Here is a 20,869-nt window from a genome sequence, read left to right on the forward strand (position 1 = left end):
GATAACTCAGTGAATTTAACCTCAGATTAATTTTTATGAAAAAATCAGAAATTTCTTCGAGATGGACGATTGAAAATAGTAGCAACTTGTATCAAATTGATGATTGGGGAGATCCTTATTTTTCTATTAATGCTGAGGGTCATGTGGTAGTGTCTCCTCGAGGGAATAAGGATGATTCTCTAGACCTATTTGATTTAGTTGAATCTTTACAAGAGAAAAATATTAGTTTACCTTTATTGATTAGATTTCCTGAAATTTTAGCTGATCGCCTAGCTCGATTAAATAATTGTTTTAAAAATGCAATTAATCATTACAATTATTCTAATCACTATCAAGGAGTTTATCCTATTAAGTGTCATCAAAATCGTCAAATTATTGAATCGATTGTTCGTTATGGAAAACCATATCAGTTTGGATTAGAATCAGGTTCTAAACCAGAATTAATGATCGCTTTAGCCACCCTAGATCCTAATGCAAGTGTATCCGGTAATTCTTCAATCATTGTTTGTAATGGTTATAAAGATGCAATTTATATTAAAACCGCTTTGTTAGCTGTTCGTCTAGGATACAAACTGGTTATTGTCATTGAACAGTTAGAAGAACTTTATCTGACAGTACAAATAAGTGAACAATTAGCGATTGAAGCAAGCTTAGGGATACGAGTAAAATTAAGCACCAAAGGGTCAGGACGTTGGGGAAATTCTACAGGTGATCGCGCTAAATTTGGCTTAGATATTCCTCAAATTTTAACTGCAATTCAGTATCTGAAACAAAAGAATATTCTGTTCTATTTACAATTTCTTCATTTTCATATTGGCTCACAAATTTCTTCTATCAGTGTTATCAAAGATGCCATGCGTGAAGCGAGTCAAATTTATGTGCAGTTGGCAAAAATTAATCCAAACATGAAATATCTTGATGTGGGAGGAGGTTTGGGCGTGGATTATGAAGGTTCAAAGACCAACTCTTATGCATCAAAAAACTATAACATGCAAAATTATGCCAATGACATTGTTGCCGAAATTAAAGAAGCTTGTGAAGAAGCTGGTGTTGCAGCACCTATTTTAATTAGTGAAAGTGGGAGGGCAATTACTGCTCATCATTCCGTTGTGGTTTTTAATATACTTCACACTAATAGTGTTTCTAGCATAGTTCCTCCTCCTCGAGAAGAAGAAGAAAATTTGATTATTTGTAATCTTTGGGAAACTTATAAATCAATTAATCCGAGAAATTACCAAGAAATGTATCATGATGCCATTCAATTTAAAGAAGAGGCTATCAGTCTATTTAATTTTGGTTATTTGAATTTAATAGAAAGAGCAAAGGCAGAGCAGTTGTACTGGGTTTGTTGTCAAAAAATTTATGACACGATTCGACATCAAGATTATATCCCCGATGATCTTGAAGACTTAGAGAAAACTATGGCTTCAATTTATTATGCTAATTTATCAGTTTTCCGTTCTACTCCCGATGCTTGGGCGATTAATCAACTGTTTCCTATTATGCCCGTTCACCGTTTAAACGAAGAACCTACTCAACGAGGAACTTTAGCCGACTTGACCTGTGATAGTGATGGTAGGATAGATCAATTTATTGATTTACGGAATAGCAAACCTGTTTTAGAATTACATCCGCTTCGGCAATCAAAAGTGAACAAAGATAATAATTTACTTCCCCTAAAGTTTTCTGATTCTGAATATTCCATGAAAGAACCTTACTATTTGGGAATATTTTTAGTAGGAGCATATCAAGAAATTATGGGTAATTTTCACAATCTCTTTGGTAATCTAAATCAAGTTCATATTGTCACCAATTCAAAGGGATATAAGATTGATAATTTTGTTCAAGGGGATACAATTGCCCATGTATTGAACTATGTTCAATACGACACGAATAAACTAAGCCAACAAATTCGTCAACGTACTGAGCAAGCTGTACAAGAGGGTCGGATTACACAAAAAGAATCTGAGATTTTATGGCGTAATTACAAAGAAAATCTTGATCTTTATACTTATTTAGGCTAATTAAGCATATGCGTGTAAATTTATTTTGAGAGATTTTTATCCTAAAAATTGCCCTAGAATGCTTTTTTTTAAAAAAAAAGAAAAAAGTTACCTGATTGAGAATATTATGTTAAGATGAAGGGCAGTGAGTTAGCTAAACTACACTAAGTGAAGTACATCTTGGGGGCGTGGCGGAATGGTAGACGCTACGGACTTAACAAAGTTGAGCCTTGTTAGAGAAATCTATCAAGTGACCGCTCTCAAACTCAGGGAAACCTAAGTCTGAGATACAGATAAGGCAATCCTGAGCCAAGCCTCGGACTTTTCGAGGAAGGTGCAGAGACTCGACGGGAGCTACCCTAACAGGTAAGGCTGAGGGTAAAGAGAGAGTCCAATTCTCAAAGCCTGTTTTGGCAGTAGCGAAAGCTATAAGAGAATGAAAATCCGTTGACCGCAAGGTCGTGAGAGTTCAAGTCTCTCCGCCCCCATTAAGTTTGAATAAGAAAACGACTGATTCCATATCAGTCTGGCTCTATCCGGTTAGTCAGCCCAGGCGACGAATCGCCTCTAACAACCCTCTGGCTTTGTTGATAGTTTCCTCGTACTCTGTTTCTGGGTCAGAATCAGCTACTAATCCTGCTCCTGCCTGGACAGAGACAATATGCTGATCCTCACCCATAGGGCGGACGACCATTGTCCTAATCGCGATTGCAGTATTTAACTGTCCTTCAAAATCGTAGTAGCCATAGACTCCCGAATACGGTCCCCTTCGTTCTGGTTCCAACTCATGGATAATTTCCATCGCTCGGATTTTTGGCGCACCGCTCACCGTTCCTGCGGGAAAACAAGCTTTAAGCAAGTCCCAAGCAGTCTTATCGGGAGCCAGCTCTCCTGTTGCGTTGCTCACAATGTGCATGACATGGGAATAGCGTTCAATCACCATCAATTCATCAATAGTGACACTCCCTTTAACGCAAACCCGGCCTAAATCGTTACGTCCCAAGTCGACTAACATAACATGTTCGGCTATTTCTTTTGGATCTTCTAATAATTCTTCAGCCAAGGCCCGATCCTCGATGGAAGTTTTTCCTCGTCGTCGAGTTCCAGCAATAGGTCGTAAGACAGCTTTGATCTTATTTTCAATGCGTTCAGCTTTAACCATCACCTCTGGACTTGAGCCAATAATTTGCCAGTCTCCAAAATTGTAATAAGCCATATAAGGGGAGGGATTAATCAACCGAAGAGAACGATATAGATTGAAAGGATCATTATCATAAGTCGCGCTAAGGCGTTGGGAAACTACAACCTGAAAGATGTCCCCTGCACGGATGTATTCCTTCGCTCTGAGGACATTTTTACAAAAACGTGACCGCCCCACGTTACTATCATATTCTGAAAGATCTGACTCGGCTAGTTTAGGATCTAATTCTAGAGCTTTAGCTTCCACGGGAAGAGGAAGTTTTAATTTTAGGACTAACCCAGTAACACGATCACAAGCTTTTTGGTAGGTCTCTTCTAAGTTAATGTTTTCTTGCCGTAAATCAGCATAGGCAATCGCCCAAATTTTCCGCTTTACCTGATCAAAAATCATCAGGTTATCCACTTGCATCCATACCCCATCGGGTAAGTCGTCTTCCATTAAAGGATAAATAGGAACACGAGGTTCAATCCAATTAATCAACTCATAGCCCCAAAATCCAAACAATCCTCCGATGCCGGATGGCAGTTGAGGTAAGGTAACCGGACGAATAGAAACTAAACATTGGGTTAGTATGTCAAATGGATTTCCTTCAAAGATCTTAACTGAATTATCTCGATGAATTTGAGTAGTTCTATTAGCCTTAGCTTCTAAAACCCAAACCGGATCACATCCCAAAAAACTATAGCGTCCGAGGTTTTCTCCCCCTTCTACTGACTCCAATAAAAAACTGTAGGGTTGACCGCCACAAACCTTATACCAAGCTGATACAGGAGTTTCGAGATCTGCCCCCCACTCCTGATAGACTGGTACAAAATTGCCTTGTTGCGCTAAGGCGCAAAATTCTTCAAAACCGGGGAGGATCATGAGCTAGTCAGAAGTAAGAAATTATCCACGGATATTATATTGTAACCTAGGCACTGAAAACAACCGTCTATGAGTAGACATAATACAAAAGGTTTAGATATGGTTACCTGTTATCTATTTATTGATCACTTGCACTAAATAATAATGTTGAAGTGTTAGATCTAAAAGCAATTTCTTTTGGTAGATAATGACCACTAGTTCAACTTAACCTTATTATGATTTTGGTTTTGGAAAAACTGATTATTGGGAAGATATAAAACTTCGTAAGGAGCTTTTTCTGAAAACTTCAGGGTTGCTGGTTCAAAGTGATCATTAATTTTTATGCCTTCTCTAATTGTTAAATTGCCGGACTTAATCGACTTTTTGTGGAAATAAACCATCAGCGGGCTGGAGATATTTTGCTTCTTTACTGAGATATATAAAGTATATTTTACAGTCTCTATTTTCTGGTTTAAACTTAGTTTTTAACTAAGTCTTAAAAGAGAAATAATGTTCTTTTTAAGCCAAAAATATAATGTATATTTATTTTTTAATATAGCCCTGTTGTCAGTAAGTATTTCAAAAACTTGCTCTTTTTTACGAATCTAAATAATCGCATATTTTTCTGTTAATTTTGTTTTTAAGACAAACCCGTCTGTGCTACCATCTTATTTAGGACGTTGTACTTCAAGTTCTTATACCATGGCAATTTTGTGTACCTAAATAAGGTGTTATATGGCATCCTATCGCTGAGTTTTGCTTTGTCACTTAGGTCTATCAAGAACAGTAAAATCTTTGGGGGTAATTATGAAGTTCAATCGTTACAATTACTTATTGAATATGGGAAATCATCCCTTCAAAGATAATGCTTTTGAGGTCAGTATTTACTCCCAAATATCCCCTATTTTTGGACTAATAAACGATTCTAGACAGATGAATTAAAGATTTACTCAAAACGACAACACCGAATACCAGAGATAGTCTCGACTTATGAGATTTTTCCACCAAAGCAACTCTAACACTTGACTGTGGTGTAGCACTGGTAACTTTAATATACTGTTTAGCTTAAGCTCACAATAAAGTCCTACTGCAAAGTCTTACACGTGTGACAACTACTCTACTAACTTTTAAAGTTTTCTAAAATTGCCGCCGAAGGTATTGTCTATGATTAATCTATTTTCTTTGTCTAATAAATCCCTGATGTTTGATTCTAAATCCCCGAAAAAATAAACTTTACGATCTTTAAAAATTTTCTTTAATTTCTATTCGGTGAAAATGAAAAGAATAGAGGAGAGAATCTGAAAATGTTTAGGTCCACGTCAAAATTCTTTTTTCTGGAATAATTTACTAATGGCTGCTCTCAAGGATAATCATACATGGTATAAGAATGACTAAAGCAAATATGACACAATATAAAGTTCGATTGTAGACTTCGTGCCGACTCCTAATCAGTGACTTTCTTAAAAAAGAGGAGATGAATAACACACCACATAAAGAGTCAACTCATCTTAATAATAAATAATGCGTTTGCAACTTAATTTTTCTGAAAAATTTAACTCCCTAACCAAAAAGGTTCTTCTGGAAAATGGGGAATTGAATTAATTAACTTTCGAGTATAGTCCTTGGCAGGACTATTAACAATAGTGTCAGCCGATGCCAGTTCTTCTATTTTTCCTTGATTCATTACCATGATACGATCACTCATAAACCTTACCACACTTAGATCATGAGAAATAAAAATATAAGTTAATTGCAATTCGTGTTGCAAGTCTTTTAACAGATTTAATACTTGCGCTTGTACCGATACATCCAAAGCCGATACAGACTCATCACATATTATAAACTCAGGATTAAGTGCTAATGCTCTGGCAATACAAACCCGTTGTCTTTGTCCCCCTGAAAATTCATGGGGATAGCGGTTACGCCAATTAGCGTTTAAACCTACTTTATTCAAAAGATAAGCCACGCGTTCTTTTCTCTGGTTAGCATTTCCTCCAGTTTTATGAATAACCATCGGTTCGCCTATAGCCTGACCAATAGTCAAACGAGGGTTAAGAGAATTATAGGGATTTTGGAAGACAATTTGCATTTCTCGACGTAAATGACGTAACACTTTGCTACTGCTAGCATATTTATGAATGGGATGTTTTTTAAAGTGAATTTGTCCTTTTGTCATAGGAATTAACCGTAAAATTGTCCTTGCTACAGTGGATTTTCCACAACCAGACTCCCCCACTAGTCCTAATGTTTCTCCTGGATAAACCTCAAAGCTAATGTCATTTACTGCTTTAAAACTATCTTTTTTTTGTCCAAAAAATCTATATTTACTGAACTCAACTGTTAGGTTATCAACTCTTAATAATGGTTCATTTTCTTGTAATAAGCCTACTAAACGTTGCTGTTTTTCTTCTGGAGAAATTATTCTATACTTTATTCTTTCGGGTTGATTATCTCCTTGAGAATCAGTCCTATAAGGTCTTAGAAAATCTCCGACAGTCGGTAATCGATCTAATTGAGGTTCTAAACGGGGACGACAAGCTAATAACCCTTTTGTATATTCGTGTCGAGGATGATAGAAAATTTGATCTTTATAGCCTTGTTCAACAATTTTTCCTTGGTACATTACTATGACTTTGTCAGCAATTTTATTTATAACACCTAAGTCGTGGGATATAAAAATCATTGACATATCTTGATGTTCTTCACTTTTGCATAAATCTTTCAGTAATTTTAAAATTTCTGCTTGAACGGTAACATCAAGAGCTGTAGTCGGTTCATCGGCAATGAGAAGAGTTGGATTACAGGAAATTGCCATTGCAATCATCACCCGTTGTAGTTGTCCGCCTGATAATTCGTGGGGATAACGTTTTAGAAAAGCCTCTTTTTCCTGAGTAATATAATTACTTATTTGTTTGTTAACTGAGCCAAATATATCTTTTTTTTTAGGAAAAATATTAGTTAAATATTTCTGCTCTAATCGTTCATCACTAGGGAAAACTTGAACTTTTTGCAAAAGGGCAATCGCCTGATTCTTTGCTTGTTGATTGGTAATCTTTTCTTGATGAAGTCGAATGGCTTCTATCAATTGATAACCAATAGTATAAACCGGATTAAAAGAGCTCATAGGTTCTTGAAAAATCATAGCAATTTTTCCGCCCCGATAATCTTGCCATTTTTTAGCATCCCGTTTAAGTTCGCTAAGTTTTTCCGGAGTTTTAGCCGGATAAAAGTTAATTTCCCCCTTGATAATTTGACCAGGAGTAGGGATTAATCCCATAATTGCTAGAGAAGTGATAGATTTTCCCGAACCTGACTCCCCAACAATTCCTAAAATATCCCCCCGTTGTAGTTGAAAACTAATTCCATCTACAGCAACAACAGGGCCAGATTTTCCCTCTTGAGGAAACTCAACACGAAGGTTACAAACGTTGAGGATAGTATTACTCATAATTCCTAGTCCATTAGGTTTAAAATTTATTGTAATGGATTCTTTCTTAAATGAGGTTTAATAATTAAGTTAGCTTTCATTAGGATTTAATTTAAAATTGAGCTTTTTAACTATAATTAAATGCTTTTTCGATAAAAATACTAGCAAGATTAAAGAACTGGGGCATTATTAGTCACTTTGATAAAAATTAAGCTAACCGCTTTAAGCCTAAAAATCAGTAATTTTGTCGTTAGATAGCTAGCAGGATTAACTTACCGTTCATTGAACTTACTGTAAAATTCATTTTTCTATCAAAATAGATTATACTTAATATTATAATCGCAGAATTATATGAATATGGCTCACAACTATAAAAAGATAATCATTTAAATTGAACAAACAAATAAATTAGCTAATCATCAAGTTTCGCTGAAATATATTTTAGGTGAATAAAAAACTAAAGCAGTCGAAAATAACATCGATGCCTTACCTGTATGGCTTTTAAGCTACAAAACAGAGTTTAAATATAATTTATTTTATATAGCACGACACAAAAACGTTAGAATTTTTCTTGAAAGTAACTTTCAAATCTAGGGACTACACTTTAAGACCAATCTTTAAAATAAGCCTTTATTGCACGTCGCTAACAATTAGAGGTACAAAAATTATCCCTTTTTAATAAAGAACTAATCTAACGATCTCTTTCTTTATTAGAATCCTAGGGCACAGCATCTCTGTCCTCCAGGACTGTAATCATATCATAGACAATTTTATTGATCGTCAAATTTTGCTTCGTCTAGATACCTCTGTCTATTTTTAGAAATTTTTTAGCAATTTATTCTAGTTTTTTTTGATATTGCTATGATTTATGTGTTATTAACATTTGCAAGTTTTTTAGTCATTGCTTCTTTTTGGATCATCATTTTTATTTCTTGTTTTTATAAAATTAATTCCAGAGTGTGTTCTTTGAGAGAAGATTTAGTACTAGATGATCTTCTGTCTAGTTTATTACTCAATATGCTCTAAAACTTTTCTAGTGCAGCTTAAGCTTTCTAGTAAAAAGCCAGCGCTGGTAAAGTACAGTTATTTTGATGTTCTTTTCTGTGAATTTACTTTAAATTATTAAGCTAACCTCTACCCTAGAACAAACAATATACACGACTTCATAATATGAATTTATTCTCTTATTTACTAGCAATAATAATTATTTTTTTAACTATCTATTTAATAGATAAAATTACATTATTTATATGAATTTATTTGCAAGATTCGGCTTTAGTAAAAACTAAATAATTTCACTAAAAGTACGTAAGCAAATAGTATATGAGGGCATAGAGTTTGATAAACTTTCTATTTAATTTAACTTAACGAAAATACTAATGTAAATATGGTAGTTGTCCTAGAAAAACAATAATTACCATTATAACAAAAGCCAATTTATCTTGTTTTTTATAAATAGGAGGAGTTGTCTTCGAAGATGAACCTTGATATCCCCTAGCTAGCATTGCTTGATAGATCAGATTTCCTCGTTCATAGGTTCTAATAAATAAAGAACCTATGATATTCCCCGTAATTAGACGAGTTGTTGTTACATTAACCATTAAATTACGAGAAAGAGCTGCTTGTCTCATGGTAGCAAATTCTCGCGCCAAAACGCCAATATAACGATACATTGAAGCCATAATGGCTACCAATAAGGGTGAGGTTCCCAAGGACAATAATCCCTCGAAAAGGTCGGGAATAGCTATTGTAAGGACAAGCAAATTAAGCGTCAATAATGACAATAAAATCTTAAGGGTGACACTCCCTAATACTAGAACGCCTGTGGTGGTAATTTAAAATACTCTCCAAGACCAAATAACTTGGCCATCGTTTCGAAATAAAGTCCCCACTAAAACGATACCAACAAAAGCAAATTCCGTGGTCACTCGTGATAATAGCCGAAACAAAGAAACCTGACTCAGTAAAATAACAATCAAGACACTGCTCCCATAAACTCCTCAGATTATCCATTGTCCGTTAGGGGTTAAGGCAATGGCAAAGATCAGAATCAATGCCGATAATAAGCAGGTTTGTGCGTTCAGGGAATGCCATGGAGTACAGGATTGATGTCCTTGATCTTTGACAAAATAATAAATGTGCAAAAGCATAATTGCATAATTATTGCTTAATTTATGTAAGTGTTCGAATTCCAGATTCAGGAATTAGAATTATTATTTATTGATTGTCTCGGAAGTATGTGTTTCCACTACCATAGTTAGAATCCCTCTTTGCGATTAATTAATATTTTCCCTGCCCCCCAAGCAATACCGAAGGTTGCCAGAGTCCCAATTAAACCCGGTAGAGGAGTTGCTACAGTTTTGGGAAACCCACGTAGAGCATATTTTTCAAAAATGCTATGGAAAGGAAGCTTTTCAGCTAGTATATTCTCTGAAGCCTTATTGTTAAATTCTAAGTCTTGGGAGACTCTATCTAGTCCATCAGGGTCAGAACTATCAAAAGGAGAGACAAAAATGATAATCATTAGTGCTACTCCTAATCCTATACGTTCAATTGAAGAATTATTAATCATGGAAATGGGGAAATTGATAGACAACTTTAACTTAGAATAACTATCAGAGATCTTGACGATAAGGACGGGGGGGATCGTAAAGTAGATCAGGACGTGATCGCCAAATAAAGCCAATGGTAAGCACAGTGATGATGGCCTCACCGAGCCCAATAAAAACATGCCAAAACACTAAAGCCCCCAGTCCTAGAGTCAACAAAACCGTTCCTGATAAGGATAATTCAATGGCTGTAATGATAGCAGCGTTCACCAAGCAGCAACGGCGGTAGCAGTGTCCATCGCTGACCAACGTTGATGACCCAATATTAAACGAATCGCTTTGTAGAGATAATAACCGCCATAAGTTCCGAACAGTCCCATATTCAAAATATTTGCGCCTAAAACTGTTATCCCATCATCTTGAAATAACACAGCTTGTACAATAAAAACGACAGTCACTACTAAAGTTCCTCCCCACGGACCCAGGAGAATTCCAGCCAGGGTTCCACCAACAAGATGTCCTGATGTTCCTCCAGGGATAGGAAAGTTAATCATCTGGGCAGCAAAAATAAAGGCGGCACATACCCCCATTAAAGGGACTGCCTGTTCTTCAAGTTCGGCCTTTACTCGTCTAAGGGCAACAAATAACAAGATTAAAGTAATAATCCAGGTAAATAGACTCACAGGTAGGCTTAAAAAACCGTCGGGAATGTGTAGTGCCAGATATGAAGGTGACATGAGCAGTTGAACAAGTAATGACATGTGAGATTATTTTGGAGTCTTCATAGTTTTTATTGCTGTCACATCTTTGTAAACTTTTTTATTCTATTATGGGTATATCTTCATAATATTTTTAGATTGTCTGGATACTCTTAACTTATAGGACAAATATCGAACACTCCTATTCACAGTAAAAAAAAGATTAAATAAAAGTTTTTTATCTATAAAATAGACTATCTATTATTAATTACAATGGCTATTCTAAACTGAAGTATACTAACTTAGTATTTAAAAATCCCTCAAACTTTTATTTCGTAAAAATTTTAAAGCGGGATTTTTTTTTCTTGTTATTTTATTACAGCCGTAGTACTATCTAAAGGTCATAGAAAAGTTTTGTAATCAGAGAGAAGTAATTTAATAGTTAAGTTGGCATTATTAATTGTACTAGTATCTCCATTGTTAATGTTTACGCGAAAAACAATTTAAAATTAAGTATAGTACTTTCACATTTATTGTTTAAAACAATAAAATAGGAGATCGCATAGCAGTAACTTACAAATCAAAAAAAACATAATAAAGTCTAATATAGACAAAAATTAATTTTTTTACCAAGCGATTTAATGAATAAAACTCGAACAAAGATTGCTAAATTATGGGAAAATAAATCACTCAATAGAATGCTGAATTATAAGTATTAAAAATACTAAGTAATTATAAAAAAAATACGTATATATAAAATTTAAGCTCAAATGAAAATTATTTATAAATAATATAAAAAATATCTATATAGTTCTAGTTCTAGAATAGAAATATGATTTATTTTAAAGTAAAAAACTGCTTATATTTTTTGAAAAAAGAGAGAATAGTTATTACTCATTTAACTATTAAAAAGGAGTGTAATAGAGATCAATATAAAGTTTATTTATCTCAAATTTTAATCTTCAATAGAGACAAGTGAATATTATTTTTTCTGAAAATGTTACCTTGCATAAGGAAGAATATTTTAGGTAAATTTTAGAAAAATCTGAGTGTAAATTACGATTTTTTTAGATAAATCTTCCAACTAATAATTTAATTTTGTTCCTCTCTATAAGAGTAGATACACTAGTAAAAATTGATATTTATATAACGTGTTTGTAGGATGCTTTCTGGATATTAACTAAAGTAAAAATAGCTTTATTTATCTTTAAAATATTAGATTTAGTATCTTAGACTAAGTTTGGTAAATTGGAATCTAAATCCGATGATTTGTAAAACAAAAAAATCAGCTTTTATTTACTATTCTTTATTATAATTATACTGAAATAGTTGATTTTATTTTGTAAAGTAGCAAAGAATCTACGATGCATAATCAATTAAGATAGCTTTAGTATTTGTCTATCATAAGTTTATGAAAACAGTAATTATTTGAGTATATTACTTCAATGATAGATAATTCAAAAATTAAGTTATACTTAAACTTAAGTCATTTAAGTTATTGTCTAATCAATGGACATTCCTCGTCTTCATCCTGACACCCTTGAAAAGGTAAAACAAATGGTTGACATTTATGATGTCATCTCAGATTATGTAGTTCTTAAAAAGAGAGGTAAAGACTATGTTGGGTTATGCCCTTTTCACGATGAAAAAACTCCTAGTTTTAGTGTTAGTATCCATAAACAACTTTATTATTGTTTTGGTTGTGGTGAAGGGGGGAATGCCATTAAATTCCTTATGGAAGTAGGGAAAGAATCTTTTAGTGATGTGGTTTTTGAGCTAGCAAAACGCTATCAAGTCCCCATCAAAACTCTTGAACCTGAACAACGTAAAGAATTACAACGTCAGCTATCTTTAAGAGAACAACTCTATGAGATTCTCGCCCTAACGACTAGTTTTTATGAGCACGCACTTCATCAACCTCAAGGAGAAACTGCTCTTAATTATCTTGAACGTGAACGTCGATTAAATAAAGGAACGATACAGCAATTTAAGTTAGGATATGCCCCTGAAGGATGGGAAACTCTTTATTATTACCTAATCGAACAAAAACGTTATCCAATCGCTTTAGTTGAGGAAGCAGGGTTAATTTCTTTACGTAAAAGCGGAAGCGGTTATTATGATCGATTCCGTAATCGCCTGATTATTCCTATTACTGATCTTCAAGGAAGAGTAATTGGGTTTGGAAGTCGAACTTTAGGAGATGAACAGCCAAAATATCTTAATTCCCCTGAAACCACTTTATTTAAAAAAAATAATACTTTATTTGCCCTAGATAAAGCTAAAAACACCATTCGTTCTTTAGATAAGGTGGTGGTAGTAGAAGGGTATTTTGATGCAATTACCCTCCATACCGTGGGAATTACCAATACGGTAGCGTCCCTAGGAACTGCTTTAAGTAAAGCGCAATTAAAACAATTACTTAGATTTACTGATTCTAAACAGATTATCTTGAATTTTGATTCAGATTCAGCTGGAGAAAAGGCAACACAACGGACAATTACTGATATTGAGTCATTAATTTATTCTGGACAAGTACAATTACGGGTTTTGAACTTTAGAGATGCTAAAGATGCTGATGAATTTTTAAAATCTAATCCAAATTCAGTTGAAACTTTCCATAAATTAATTGATAATGCGCCCCTTTGGTTTGACTGGCAACTTCAACAATTATTAGTGAATAAAGATCTCAAAAAAGCAGAACATTTTGAACAAATTGCGCAAGAAATGGTTAAGTTATTGAGCCGCATTGAGAATAGTAATAAACAGACTTATTATATCCGTTACTGCGCTGAAATTTTGAGTCAAGGAGATACTCTATCGTTGCCGCTTTACATTAAAAATCTACAAAGACAAGTCAAAAAACCTAATTTGCCTTCCACGATCAAAAATTTCTCATCTTCAGTAATTAAAAAATTTCCTTATATTGAAGATACCTCCCTCCAGCAAGCTGAAGCATTATTGTTAAGAATTTATTGTCACTGTCCTGAACACCGTCAAGGAATTTTCAATTTACTTAAAGAAAAGGAGCTAGTTTTTAGCGTATCTGAATATCGGTTTTTATGGGAGAAAATCTTGGAAATTGAAGGAGAGATAAACGATACATCTAATAATCTTATTTCCTTATTGCAAGAAAAAATTTTACAGGCTTCTCACTCGACAAACCAATTTAATCATATTTTTTATCTAAGTCAGAATCATCAAGAAAATATTCACCGTAGTCTTTTACAAATTCACTGTGCCTTAATTTCTATGGAAAAAGCTAAACTAGAAAAGTATAGGAATTATTCCTATGAAGAATATAAAAAAATTGACCCTAATATTGATTCAGAAGCACATCAATATTATATTAATGAATACTATATCAGTTTAATTAAAATCAAACGACTTGAATCCTCTCTGAGTTTTTCTAAACTAGAAATTTATGAGCAATATTAACTTAATTAAATAATTATATAAGCAAACTTTTTTTATAAAAAAAGTTATTTTAGATTTTTAAATTGCATTTATTACTAGAAACTTAATTAATTAAATTAAATATACAGGTTAATATTAATTAAGTTATAGAAAATGAATAATTTTAAAACTATTTTGTATGCAGATAAACTGTAGATTTATACTAAGGAATTTGAAAATCTCTTATAATAAGAAGTTCAAATACAACTTGAAATCAATATAAATATTACACTATTTTTAAATCTAGATAAATAATATTTAGACTGTTATATTGAGTTTTATACTTAGTTTTTATTTTTTGTTATCTAGGTTTAAATTTTATAAAAAGTAATATATGAGTCTGTTCATTCTTAACTTATTAAAATATATGACAGTTTTCTAATTTTTTGCTCCATTGCTGATAACCTATTTTAGTAACTGTTTGGGCTTTACTCAACTTAAATAAAGTCCTTTTTTACTCTGTTTTTATAAGTCTTCTAAAACGAAGAAATGAAATTAATTCGTTAGAGTCTTTATGCTTAGCTCTATTAAAACATTTTGTAGTCTATTTTTAAAGATAATGACAATAATATTTAAAATCATGACATACACTAACATGGTTCTACTTAATTTATGTGCAACTACTTGGAGTTGCTGCCGATTTAGGCTAATTTATTTGATTTTAGTCAAAATAAATTATTTATCAGAGATATTTTATCATTTGTTTGATGACCAAAAAATAGGTTTTATATTAGGAATAGTTAAAAATAGATAAATCTCAATTTAAAAATGAGAGTATCAGTTGTTTAAATCATTAAAAATAAAAGAAAAATTGAAACAACAGTATATTTAAAATACTTTGAAAAAATCAAGATTATAAATAATATTTATGATCAATAATGTCTAATTGTACTCTGCTAATATAATTAAAATTTAAACAAAGCTAGTAAGAGCTTATTTTTCTAATCAAAATATATCATTAATTTATTAACTATTACTACTAGCTACTGCTGTAGTAATTATATGAAATTAACAAATTAACATTTAGAAAATATAAAGCGGTTGTAAGTGACTTTTTTAGTACTTTACAAATTTTTATATAGTTAGAGTTAATCGGAGCTAAAGAGTTAATTAAAAATCAATTATAAGATTAAATGAAATTGTTTTTTTTACTATAAGTTGCTAGAAATCAAAGCGTTTAAAATTGTTAAATTTACTTTTTTTTTCGAATGATTACTTATCCCTATTTACCTGAAAAATCTTATCTATATTTTGAATTTTTAAAAAATAAGCAAGTTTTACCTCCTACTATTTTTGATAGAAATTATAGTTTTTTTTGTTGATAAAGACTTGGAAGTTTGCTCCAGCGCCGATTAAATTGTTTGTTTAATGAAGTTTTAAACAAGTTGCGTATGTACTCAACTTAAGAAGTTTTTATTTATATGAGTGAATGTGAATTTAATTACAATGAAGTCCACTGTAATCGGTAAAAGTAGTTTAACTTTTCTAAATGTCACTAATCAATTTTTACTATCAATTACCAATTGATCTAAATGCTGTTGCATCTGTGATCGAACTAACTCATAACAGGCATCAACGTAAAAGCGATCACTAGCTGCCTCTCTGCCATAGCGTTTAAAAATAATGGGAGGACAGACACGAGTATGAATAGCGACAGGAAGGGGAAAATTAGGAAGGGGTCCAATGCCAATGCCCCATGGCAACCCTAAATAGAGGGGAAACACTTCAGGATCAACATTAAATAACCAAGGTAATATTCCCCATTCGTTCATTTGCTTCGCTTGTTGATAACAATCCCCCAATATTATCAAAGTTTCATGTGCTCCTACAGAAATTACAGGGATAATAGGAGACTTTTCACGTAATGCTAATTTAAGGAAGCCTTTCCGTCCAGCTAACTCAATTTTATGGCGATTTGTATAGGGACGAAACACATCTTGCGCCCCCCCTGGATAGACTAAAACACTAGCCCCTCGTTTTAAAGCAGCAATTCCCATTCTAGAATGAGCGCGAACTGCTCCTACTTGCACGGCAAAATTGGCTGCTGATGGATTAATGGTCCAGATAGACTGGTGCATTAACCCGTAGGCAGGACGTTCAATGCCAAAACGGGAGAACCAATCATACATCATCATAGATGTATCAGGAGAAGCTAGCCCTCCATTATGGGATCCTACTAATAATAAAGGACCCTTTTCGGGTATATGATGCCAACCGTCAGTCTTTACTCGAAAATAGTATTTATAAAACCATTTCCAATAGGGCATTAGTGAAGCTATAAACTTTGGGTCACGCTCATCAAGTGACCAACCTTGTCTATATTGGGATTGGGTATTGTGTTTTGTATTCATCTAGGAAAAATTTATTCAAATGCCGCCCATTCTAGTCTAATGAGTTGCCGGACTTTCAACGTAATATTCCTAATTCATCAATGAGGTTAAAATAAATCTTCAAACTAATATTTTCAGATCGACTTAAAATCTACTTGCTATAATCAGCTTTTGAACTAACCTCAACAATTAGGTAAAAAAAATAGGTAAATACTATGACGGACTGGCAGGTAATTAGTGGCGGAATTACCGCCCCCAAAGGCTTTAAAGCAGCAGGAATTGCGGCAGGGTTAAAACCATCGGGTACTCCCGATTTAGCTCTCATTGTCTCAGACACTGAGGCAATCGCAGCTGGTGTATTTACTACTTCCCAAGTTCACGCCGCTTGTGTGGACTACTGTCGTCAATGTCTCCAAGCCGAAGCCAGTAGTCGTGCCATTATGTGCAATGCTGGACAAGCCAATGCTGCCACGGGGGAACAAGGGTGGCAAGATGTTCTAGAAAGTGCCAATCTCTTAGGAGATGCTCTCAATATTTCTCCTAACAAGATTCTCTTAGCTTCCACAGGAGTGATTGGTCAGAATATTCGCATGGATCAAATGCGTCAAGGCATTCCAACTTTAGTTGGTGCTCTGTCCGACACTGGAGGAGATGCCGCCGCTGAAGCAATTATTACCACTGACTTAGTCCCTAAATCTATCGCCTTAGAAACCACTATTGATGGTCGTCCAGTCCGTATTGGTGGTATGGCTAAGGGCTCAGGAATGATTCATCCTAACATGGCGACTATGCTGTCGTTCATTACCTGTGACGGGTTAGTAGCCACCCCCCTCTGGCAAAAAATGATAACTCAGGTCGCTAACGAAAGTTTTAATCAGATTACAGTAGATGGAGATACTAGTACAAATGATTGTTTTATTGCCCTAGCCAATGGTCAATCCCGCACTCCTACCATTACGGCAATGAGTAAAGATGCCGAGAAACTACAAGCCATGTTAAAGGCAGTCTGTCAGCATTTAGCTAAGGCGATAGCTAGAGATGGAGAAGGAGCAACTTGTTTGATTGAGGTGCAAGTTTCAGGCGCATCAGATGATGAAGGGGCGCGGCGTGTTGCCAAAACCATTGCCGGGTCATCATTAGTCAAATCAGCGATTTTTGGACGTGATCCGAACTGGGGACGTATCGTAGCGGCGGCAGGAAAAGCCGGGGTTGCCTTCCGTCAAAAAGATCTGCAAGTAAAATTAGGAAATTTCTTGATGCTCGAGGGCGGTCAGCCTCTAGAATTTAACCGACAGGAGGCAAGCAATTACTTGAGACAAGCGGCCGCCGGAGCCTATCTTAAAGAAGACACGGTCTCGATCTCAGTGTGCATTGGGAATGGCTCTGGCAAGGGGACTGCCTGGGGTTGTGATTTAAGTTACGAGTACGTCAGAATCAACTCAGAGTATACAACGTGACTCCCCCCTGTTGAAAGTATACAAAGGACACACAATGCGGGCTTTAACTTAGGTTAATCAAAATATAATATCGCTGTTCTAGCAGTCCCTATACATGGATGTACGAAGTACTTCTTATCCATTTACCCTGCACTTACCCTGTACCTACCCCGTTGGTGCCTGGTAAGACACGGAGATCTTCCGCGAAAGGCTAGACCAAACCACATTTTCAATTGTCAAATAGTTACTACTTGGCCTTTTCGGTGGCAAAGGCTCGATTATTCCAGTGATTTTCCGTCGTACTATTCAAGGTCTGTACAGTACCCACGAACAACCGCACCCAGACGAAAAAGGTCGCTACAACAATCAACAGCTTTAGGGACTTGTGAGTCATGGTCATAGTCATCCTCTACTTCTGTTACGAAACCTACTTTACCTCATTTAATCAGACATAAGTCTTAATCAACCTCCCCTCAATAGATGAAGTTAATTTCATCCATTTGGAGGATGATTAATATGCAAAAATGGAAACTTTGGAATCTGTATAAAAATATGGAGAAAGAAATTTCTATTTCTTAGAGTTTTGACAAAACTTAAAAAATTTGTTGTAATTCTTAACATTTAAGTCAACACACTACAAGGTTAACGGCTAGATACAAACAGTGACCTTCAACAATCAAAACAACAACAATTGCAAAATCCTAGCCTATAAATTAGGGTTGGTTTATTTTTTAAATCTGAATTTAGAAAAAGTTTTTTAGATAAATAAGTGTAAGCAACTAATTAAGTAAAAAGGTAAACAAAACAGTTATAAATACTGTAACTTCTCAAATGTTAAATTTGAGAGATATTTTAAAGTTGATCGTTAATCGTTTTAATCAAGAAAATTTTATAAAGTGAAATTATATTCAATAGTTTGTCATAATGTGTAACGTTTACCTAAAACTATTTTTAATTTTTTTTGAAGTTAAATTATCTTTTTTCTAAGATTTAATTGTCATAAATTTAATTTAAAAATTCAATTACTTATTTATATTACTTAGATTATGAGCAATTTTTTAAGGTTTTTTATCGTATCTTGTAAGATGATAGTAGGCTTAAGTCTATTAATTTTTGATAAATTTCAGCTTAGTTATACTCTACCAATTAGATACGATTAACTAGTAAAATACCAGGTCAAAAAATTAAAAATTAAAAAAATCTTAAAACTAGAAGATACCCTCTCAATACTACTATAATTTACCATTAATATTTTCTAATGTTTATTAAATCGTTTCTACATTAAATTAAAAAGTAATTTATTTTTTAATTATTTAAAACTAAATAACTAATTTTAAATAGTTGTAATTTTCGATTACATTTCTTTCTTTCAAAACTATTCTGTGAATATATTTACACATTAATTATACTTAACTTGACGACAATTTATTTTTAAATAGGTTGAATAAAATAAAATATAAGTTACTGTTAAATCTATTTTTTTTTTAAAAATCACTGCTATATAATCTAAAATATGACAATAGGTAATGGTTAGTTATTTCATATTCATAATCTTATTTATTAGACTAAGTTGAGTGTTTTATTCTAAAGATCAGTAGAGATAAAACAGCATATTAAAATAGTTATCTCTATAATAGGGATAACTATTGATTTAGTAGAATATTTAAAATTAATTACACAGCTTTCAAGAAAATTTATAGTAACTTTAATTTACCTTTTAGCTTCGTTGCTTTTAAAATAAATACCTCACTACTTCTTAGTCTTTCCGATCAATAATTAACTCTGATGTTTCTAGATAAAAGTTTTTTCTGCATGAAATCTATTTTTTTCTTATTCTATTTCTGGACTTAGAAGATAAACCTAGAAAAACTAGACTCTCTTATGTTGTGGATAACTATCTAAGTCAATAATGACTTAGACTTCATAAATTTTAATATAAATTATTTTTAATTCTGGTAATATAAATCTATTAATAATTTTCTCTTTTTTAATCTATTTTACTAGTAAGTAGTTAAAAAAATTAGAAAATATATAGTTTTTATAGTTTATTTTTTTATTTAAACTAATCTGAAATAACCTATTATCATAGTATATATTCCATATAATTTAAATAACATTTTTGTTTAATTTTTTTATAAAAGTTTTAATATTGTACTGGAACAGGATCAAGACTGCGCCATAAATACCAAGTTGCCATCGTCCTATAAGGTCTCCATTGTTCAGATAAGTCCATAATATTAGCTTTTGATAAAGATGATTTTTGGGCATAATAATAGTTAATTGCATTAATCAATGCTAAATCAGCAATGGGAAAAATATCAGGTCGATTTAAATAAAAAATTAGAAACATTTCAGTTGTCCACTGTCCAATTCCCTTGATAGAGATGAGCTGTTTATAAACCTCTTTATCACTCATATGTAACCCTAAATTAGGGGTGATAGTACCATCTTTAAAAGAGTTAGAAATATTAGTAATATAGTTAATTTTTTGACGAGATAATTCCTATTTTTTAAATTGAGTTTTGTCTATTTCTAAAATTATTTATGGAGAAAAAATTGGTATATTTAATTCTAGTCTTCGCCAAATATAGTCAGCTGCTTTAACAGATATTTGCTGTCCAATAATTGCACGTACTAAAGTATGAAAAGGATTATGATAACTAGTTACACTTTCATTGCGGTAAGTGGTAATTAATTGCGCCATAATCTTATCTTTATCAGACAAATAGATGATTGCATTTTTCCAGTAGGGAGGAGGATTCATAAACTTTTGTTTAAAAAATTAAAAATTGGTAATTTTTGGACAAATTAGAGTCTTTTTATAGAAGCTCTCTTATAAAGAGTCAAACTAAGTTTTTTGAAATAGATCAATTATATAGTAATTAAAAAATACTTTTATCAGTACAATTTTGATACTCAGTAGTGAATA

General features: G+C 33.2%; 11 protein-coding genes and 3 pseudogenes. 4 read left to right on the top strand and 10 right to left on the bottom strand.

Going from position 1 to position 20,869, the window contains the following annotated elements:
* Positions 1-35 precede the first annotated feature (35 nt).
* A complete protein-coding gene (gene speA, locus RGRSB_RS07470; protein WP_119260499.1) occupies positions 36-2,024 on the top strand; it encodes a biosynthetic arginine decarboxylase in 1,989 nt (662 codons plus the stop codon).
* Positions 2,025-2,217: 193 nt separating this feature from the next.
* Here speA and RGRSB_RS07475 read toward each other — a convergent pair whose 3' ends face one another.
* From RGRSB_RS07475 to psaD, 3 genes and pseudogenes are all read right to left on the bottom strand, one after another.
* Positions 2,218-2,460, bottom strand: coding sequence for a hypothetical protein (locus RGRSB_RS07475; RefSeq protein WP_119260500.1), 243 nt, complete (start codon positions 2,458-2,460; stop codon positions 2,218-2,220).
* Positions 2,461-2,547: 87 nt separating this feature from the next.
* Positions 2,548-4,068: an anthranilate synthase component I gene (gene trpE / locus RGRSB_RS07480; protein WP_119260501.1), complete on the bottom strand. Its 1,521-nt coding sequence runs from the start codon at positions 4,066-4,068 to the stop codon at positions 2,548-2,550.
* 351 nt (positions 4,069-4,419) lie between these two features.
* Positions 4,420-4,524: pseudogene (gene psaD, locus RGRSB_RS11175) on the bottom strand (photosystem I reaction center subunit II); the annotation flags it as partial.
* Positions 4,525-4,854: 330 nt separating this feature from the next.
* Between psaD and RGRSB_RS10775 the strand changes: the two are divergent.
* Positions 4,855-4,989, top strand: a complete 135-nt coding sequence (locus RGRSB_RS10775) for a hypothetical protein (protein ID WP_269460776.1) — start codon at positions 4,855-4,857, stop codon at positions 4,987-4,989.
* Between the two features lie 610 nt (positions 4,990-5,599).
* Here the strand turns inward: RGRSB_RS10775 and RGRSB_RS07490 are convergent.
* The 4 genes and pseudogenes from RGRSB_RS07490 to RGRSB_RS07505 form a co-directional block, all read right to left on the bottom strand.
* The gene (locus tag RGRSB_RS07490) at positions 5,600-7,495 is read right to left on the bottom strand and encodes an ABC transporter ATP-binding protein (protein ID WP_119260502.1); all 1,896 of its coding nucleotides are present in this window, start codon (positions 7,493-7,495) and stop codon (positions 5,600-5,602) included.
* 1,355 nt (positions 7,496-8,850) lie between these two features.
* Positions 8,851-9,624 (bottom strand): annotated as a pseudogene (locus tag RGRSB_RS11180) (energy-coupling factor transporter transmembrane component T family protein).
* 107 nt (positions 9,625-9,731) lie between these two features.
* Positions 9,732-10,046, bottom strand: coding sequence for a PDGLE domain-containing protein (locus RGRSB_RS07500; protein ID WP_119260503.1), 315 nt, complete (start codon positions 10,044-10,046; stop codon positions 9,732-9,734).
* Between the two features lie 43 nt (positions 10,047-10,089).
* Positions 10,090-10,784 (bottom strand): annotated as a pseudogene (locus tag RGRSB_RS07505) (energy-coupling factor ABC transporter permease).
* A 1,446-nt stretch (positions 10,785-12,230) separates the two neighbouring features.
* On the opposite strand from RGRSB_RS07505, the gene dnaG reads away from it, so the two are divergent.
* A complete protein-coding gene (dnaG, locus tag RGRSB_RS07510) occupies positions 12,231-14,156 on the top strand; it encodes a DNA primase (protein ID WP_119260504.1) in 1,926 nt (641 codons plus the stop codon).
* A 1,517-nt stretch (positions 14,157-15,673) separates the two neighbouring features.
* On the opposite strand, the gene RGRSB_RS07515 is transcribed toward dnaG, so the two are convergent.
* Positions 15,674-16,525: a lysophospholipid acyltransferase family protein gene (locus tag RGRSB_RS07515; RefSeq protein WP_119260505.1), complete on the bottom strand. Its 852-nt coding sequence runs from the start codon at positions 16,523-16,525 to the stop codon at positions 15,674-15,676.
* A 194-nt stretch (positions 16,526-16,719) separates the two neighbouring features.
* Between RGRSB_RS07515 and argJ the strand changes: the two genes are divergently transcribed.
* Complete coding sequence (argJ, locus tag RGRSB_RS07520) at positions 16,720-17,961, top strand: bifunctional ornithine acetyltransferase/N-acetylglutamate synthase (RefSeq protein WP_119260506.1); 1,242 nt, start codon at positions 16,720-16,722, stop codon at positions 17,959-17,961.
* A 2,122-nt stretch (positions 17,962-20,083) separates the two neighbouring features.
* Here argJ and RGRSB_RS10960 read toward each other — a convergent pair.
* Positions 20,084-20,356 (bottom strand): DNA-3-methyladenine glycosylase family protein, encoded by a 273-nt coding sequence (locus RGRSB_RS10960; protein WP_338063329.1) that lies wholly within the window; start codon positions 20,354-20,356, stop codon positions 20,084-20,086.
* 126 nt (positions 20,357-20,482) lie between these two features.
* Positions 20,483-20,704 carry a DNA glycosylase family protein gene (locus tag RGRSB_RS10965; RefSeq protein WP_338063330.1) on the bottom strand — a complete coding sequence of 74 codons (222 nt, stop codon included), beginning with the start codon at positions 20,702-20,704 and terminating at the stop codon, positions 20,483-20,485.
* Positions 20,705-20,869: the final 165 nt, after the last annotated feature.

Origin of the sequence: cyanobacterium endosymbiont of Rhopalodia gibberula (assembly GCF_003574135.1) — a bacterium.
Lineage (GTDB): Bacteria > Cyanobacteriota > Cyanobacteriia > Cyanobacteriales > Microcystaceae > Rippkaea.

Excerpts from the sequence above, each read along its gene's own strand:
- RGRSB_RS07515 (WP_119260505.1), bottom strand. The coding sequence starts at position 16,525 with ATGAATACAAAACACAATACCCAATCCCAATATAGACAAGGTTGGTCA.
- RGRSB_RS07490 (WP_119260502.1), bottom strand. The coding sequence starts at position 7,495 with ATGAGTAATACTATCCTCAACGTTTGTAACCTTCGTGTTGAGTTTCCT.
- RGRSB_RS07500 (WP_119260503.1), bottom strand. The coding sequence starts at position 10,046 with ATGATTAATAATTCTTCAATTGAACGTATAGGATTAGGAGTAGCACTA.
- RGRSB_RS10965 (WP_338063330.1), bottom strand. The coding sequence starts at position 20,704 with ATGAATCCTCCTCCCTACTGGAAAAATGCAATCATCTATTTGTCTGAT.
- RGRSB_RS10960 (WP_338063329.1), bottom strand. The coding sequence starts at position 20,356 with ATGAGTGATAAAGAGGTTTATAAACAGCTCATCTCTATCAAGGGAATT.
- RGRSB_RS10775 (WP_269460776.1), top strand. The coding sequence starts at position 4,855 with ATGAAGTTCAATCGTTACAATTACTTATTGAATATGGGAAATCATCCC.
- trpE (WP_119260501.1), bottom strand. The coding sequence starts at position 4,068 with ATGATCCTCCCCGGTTTTGAAGAATTTTGCGCCTTAGCGCAACAAGGC.
- dnaG (WP_119260504.1), top strand. The coding sequence starts at position 12,231 with ATGGACATTCCTCGTCTTCATCCTGACACCCTTGAAAAGGTAAAACAA.
- speA (WP_119260499.1), top strand. The coding sequence starts at position 36 with ATGAAAAAATCAGAAATTTCTTCGAGATGGACGATTGAAAATAGTAGC.
- argJ (WP_119260506.1), top strand. The coding sequence starts at position 16,720 with ATGACGGACTGGCAGGTAATTAGTGGCGGAATTACCGCCCCCAAAGGC.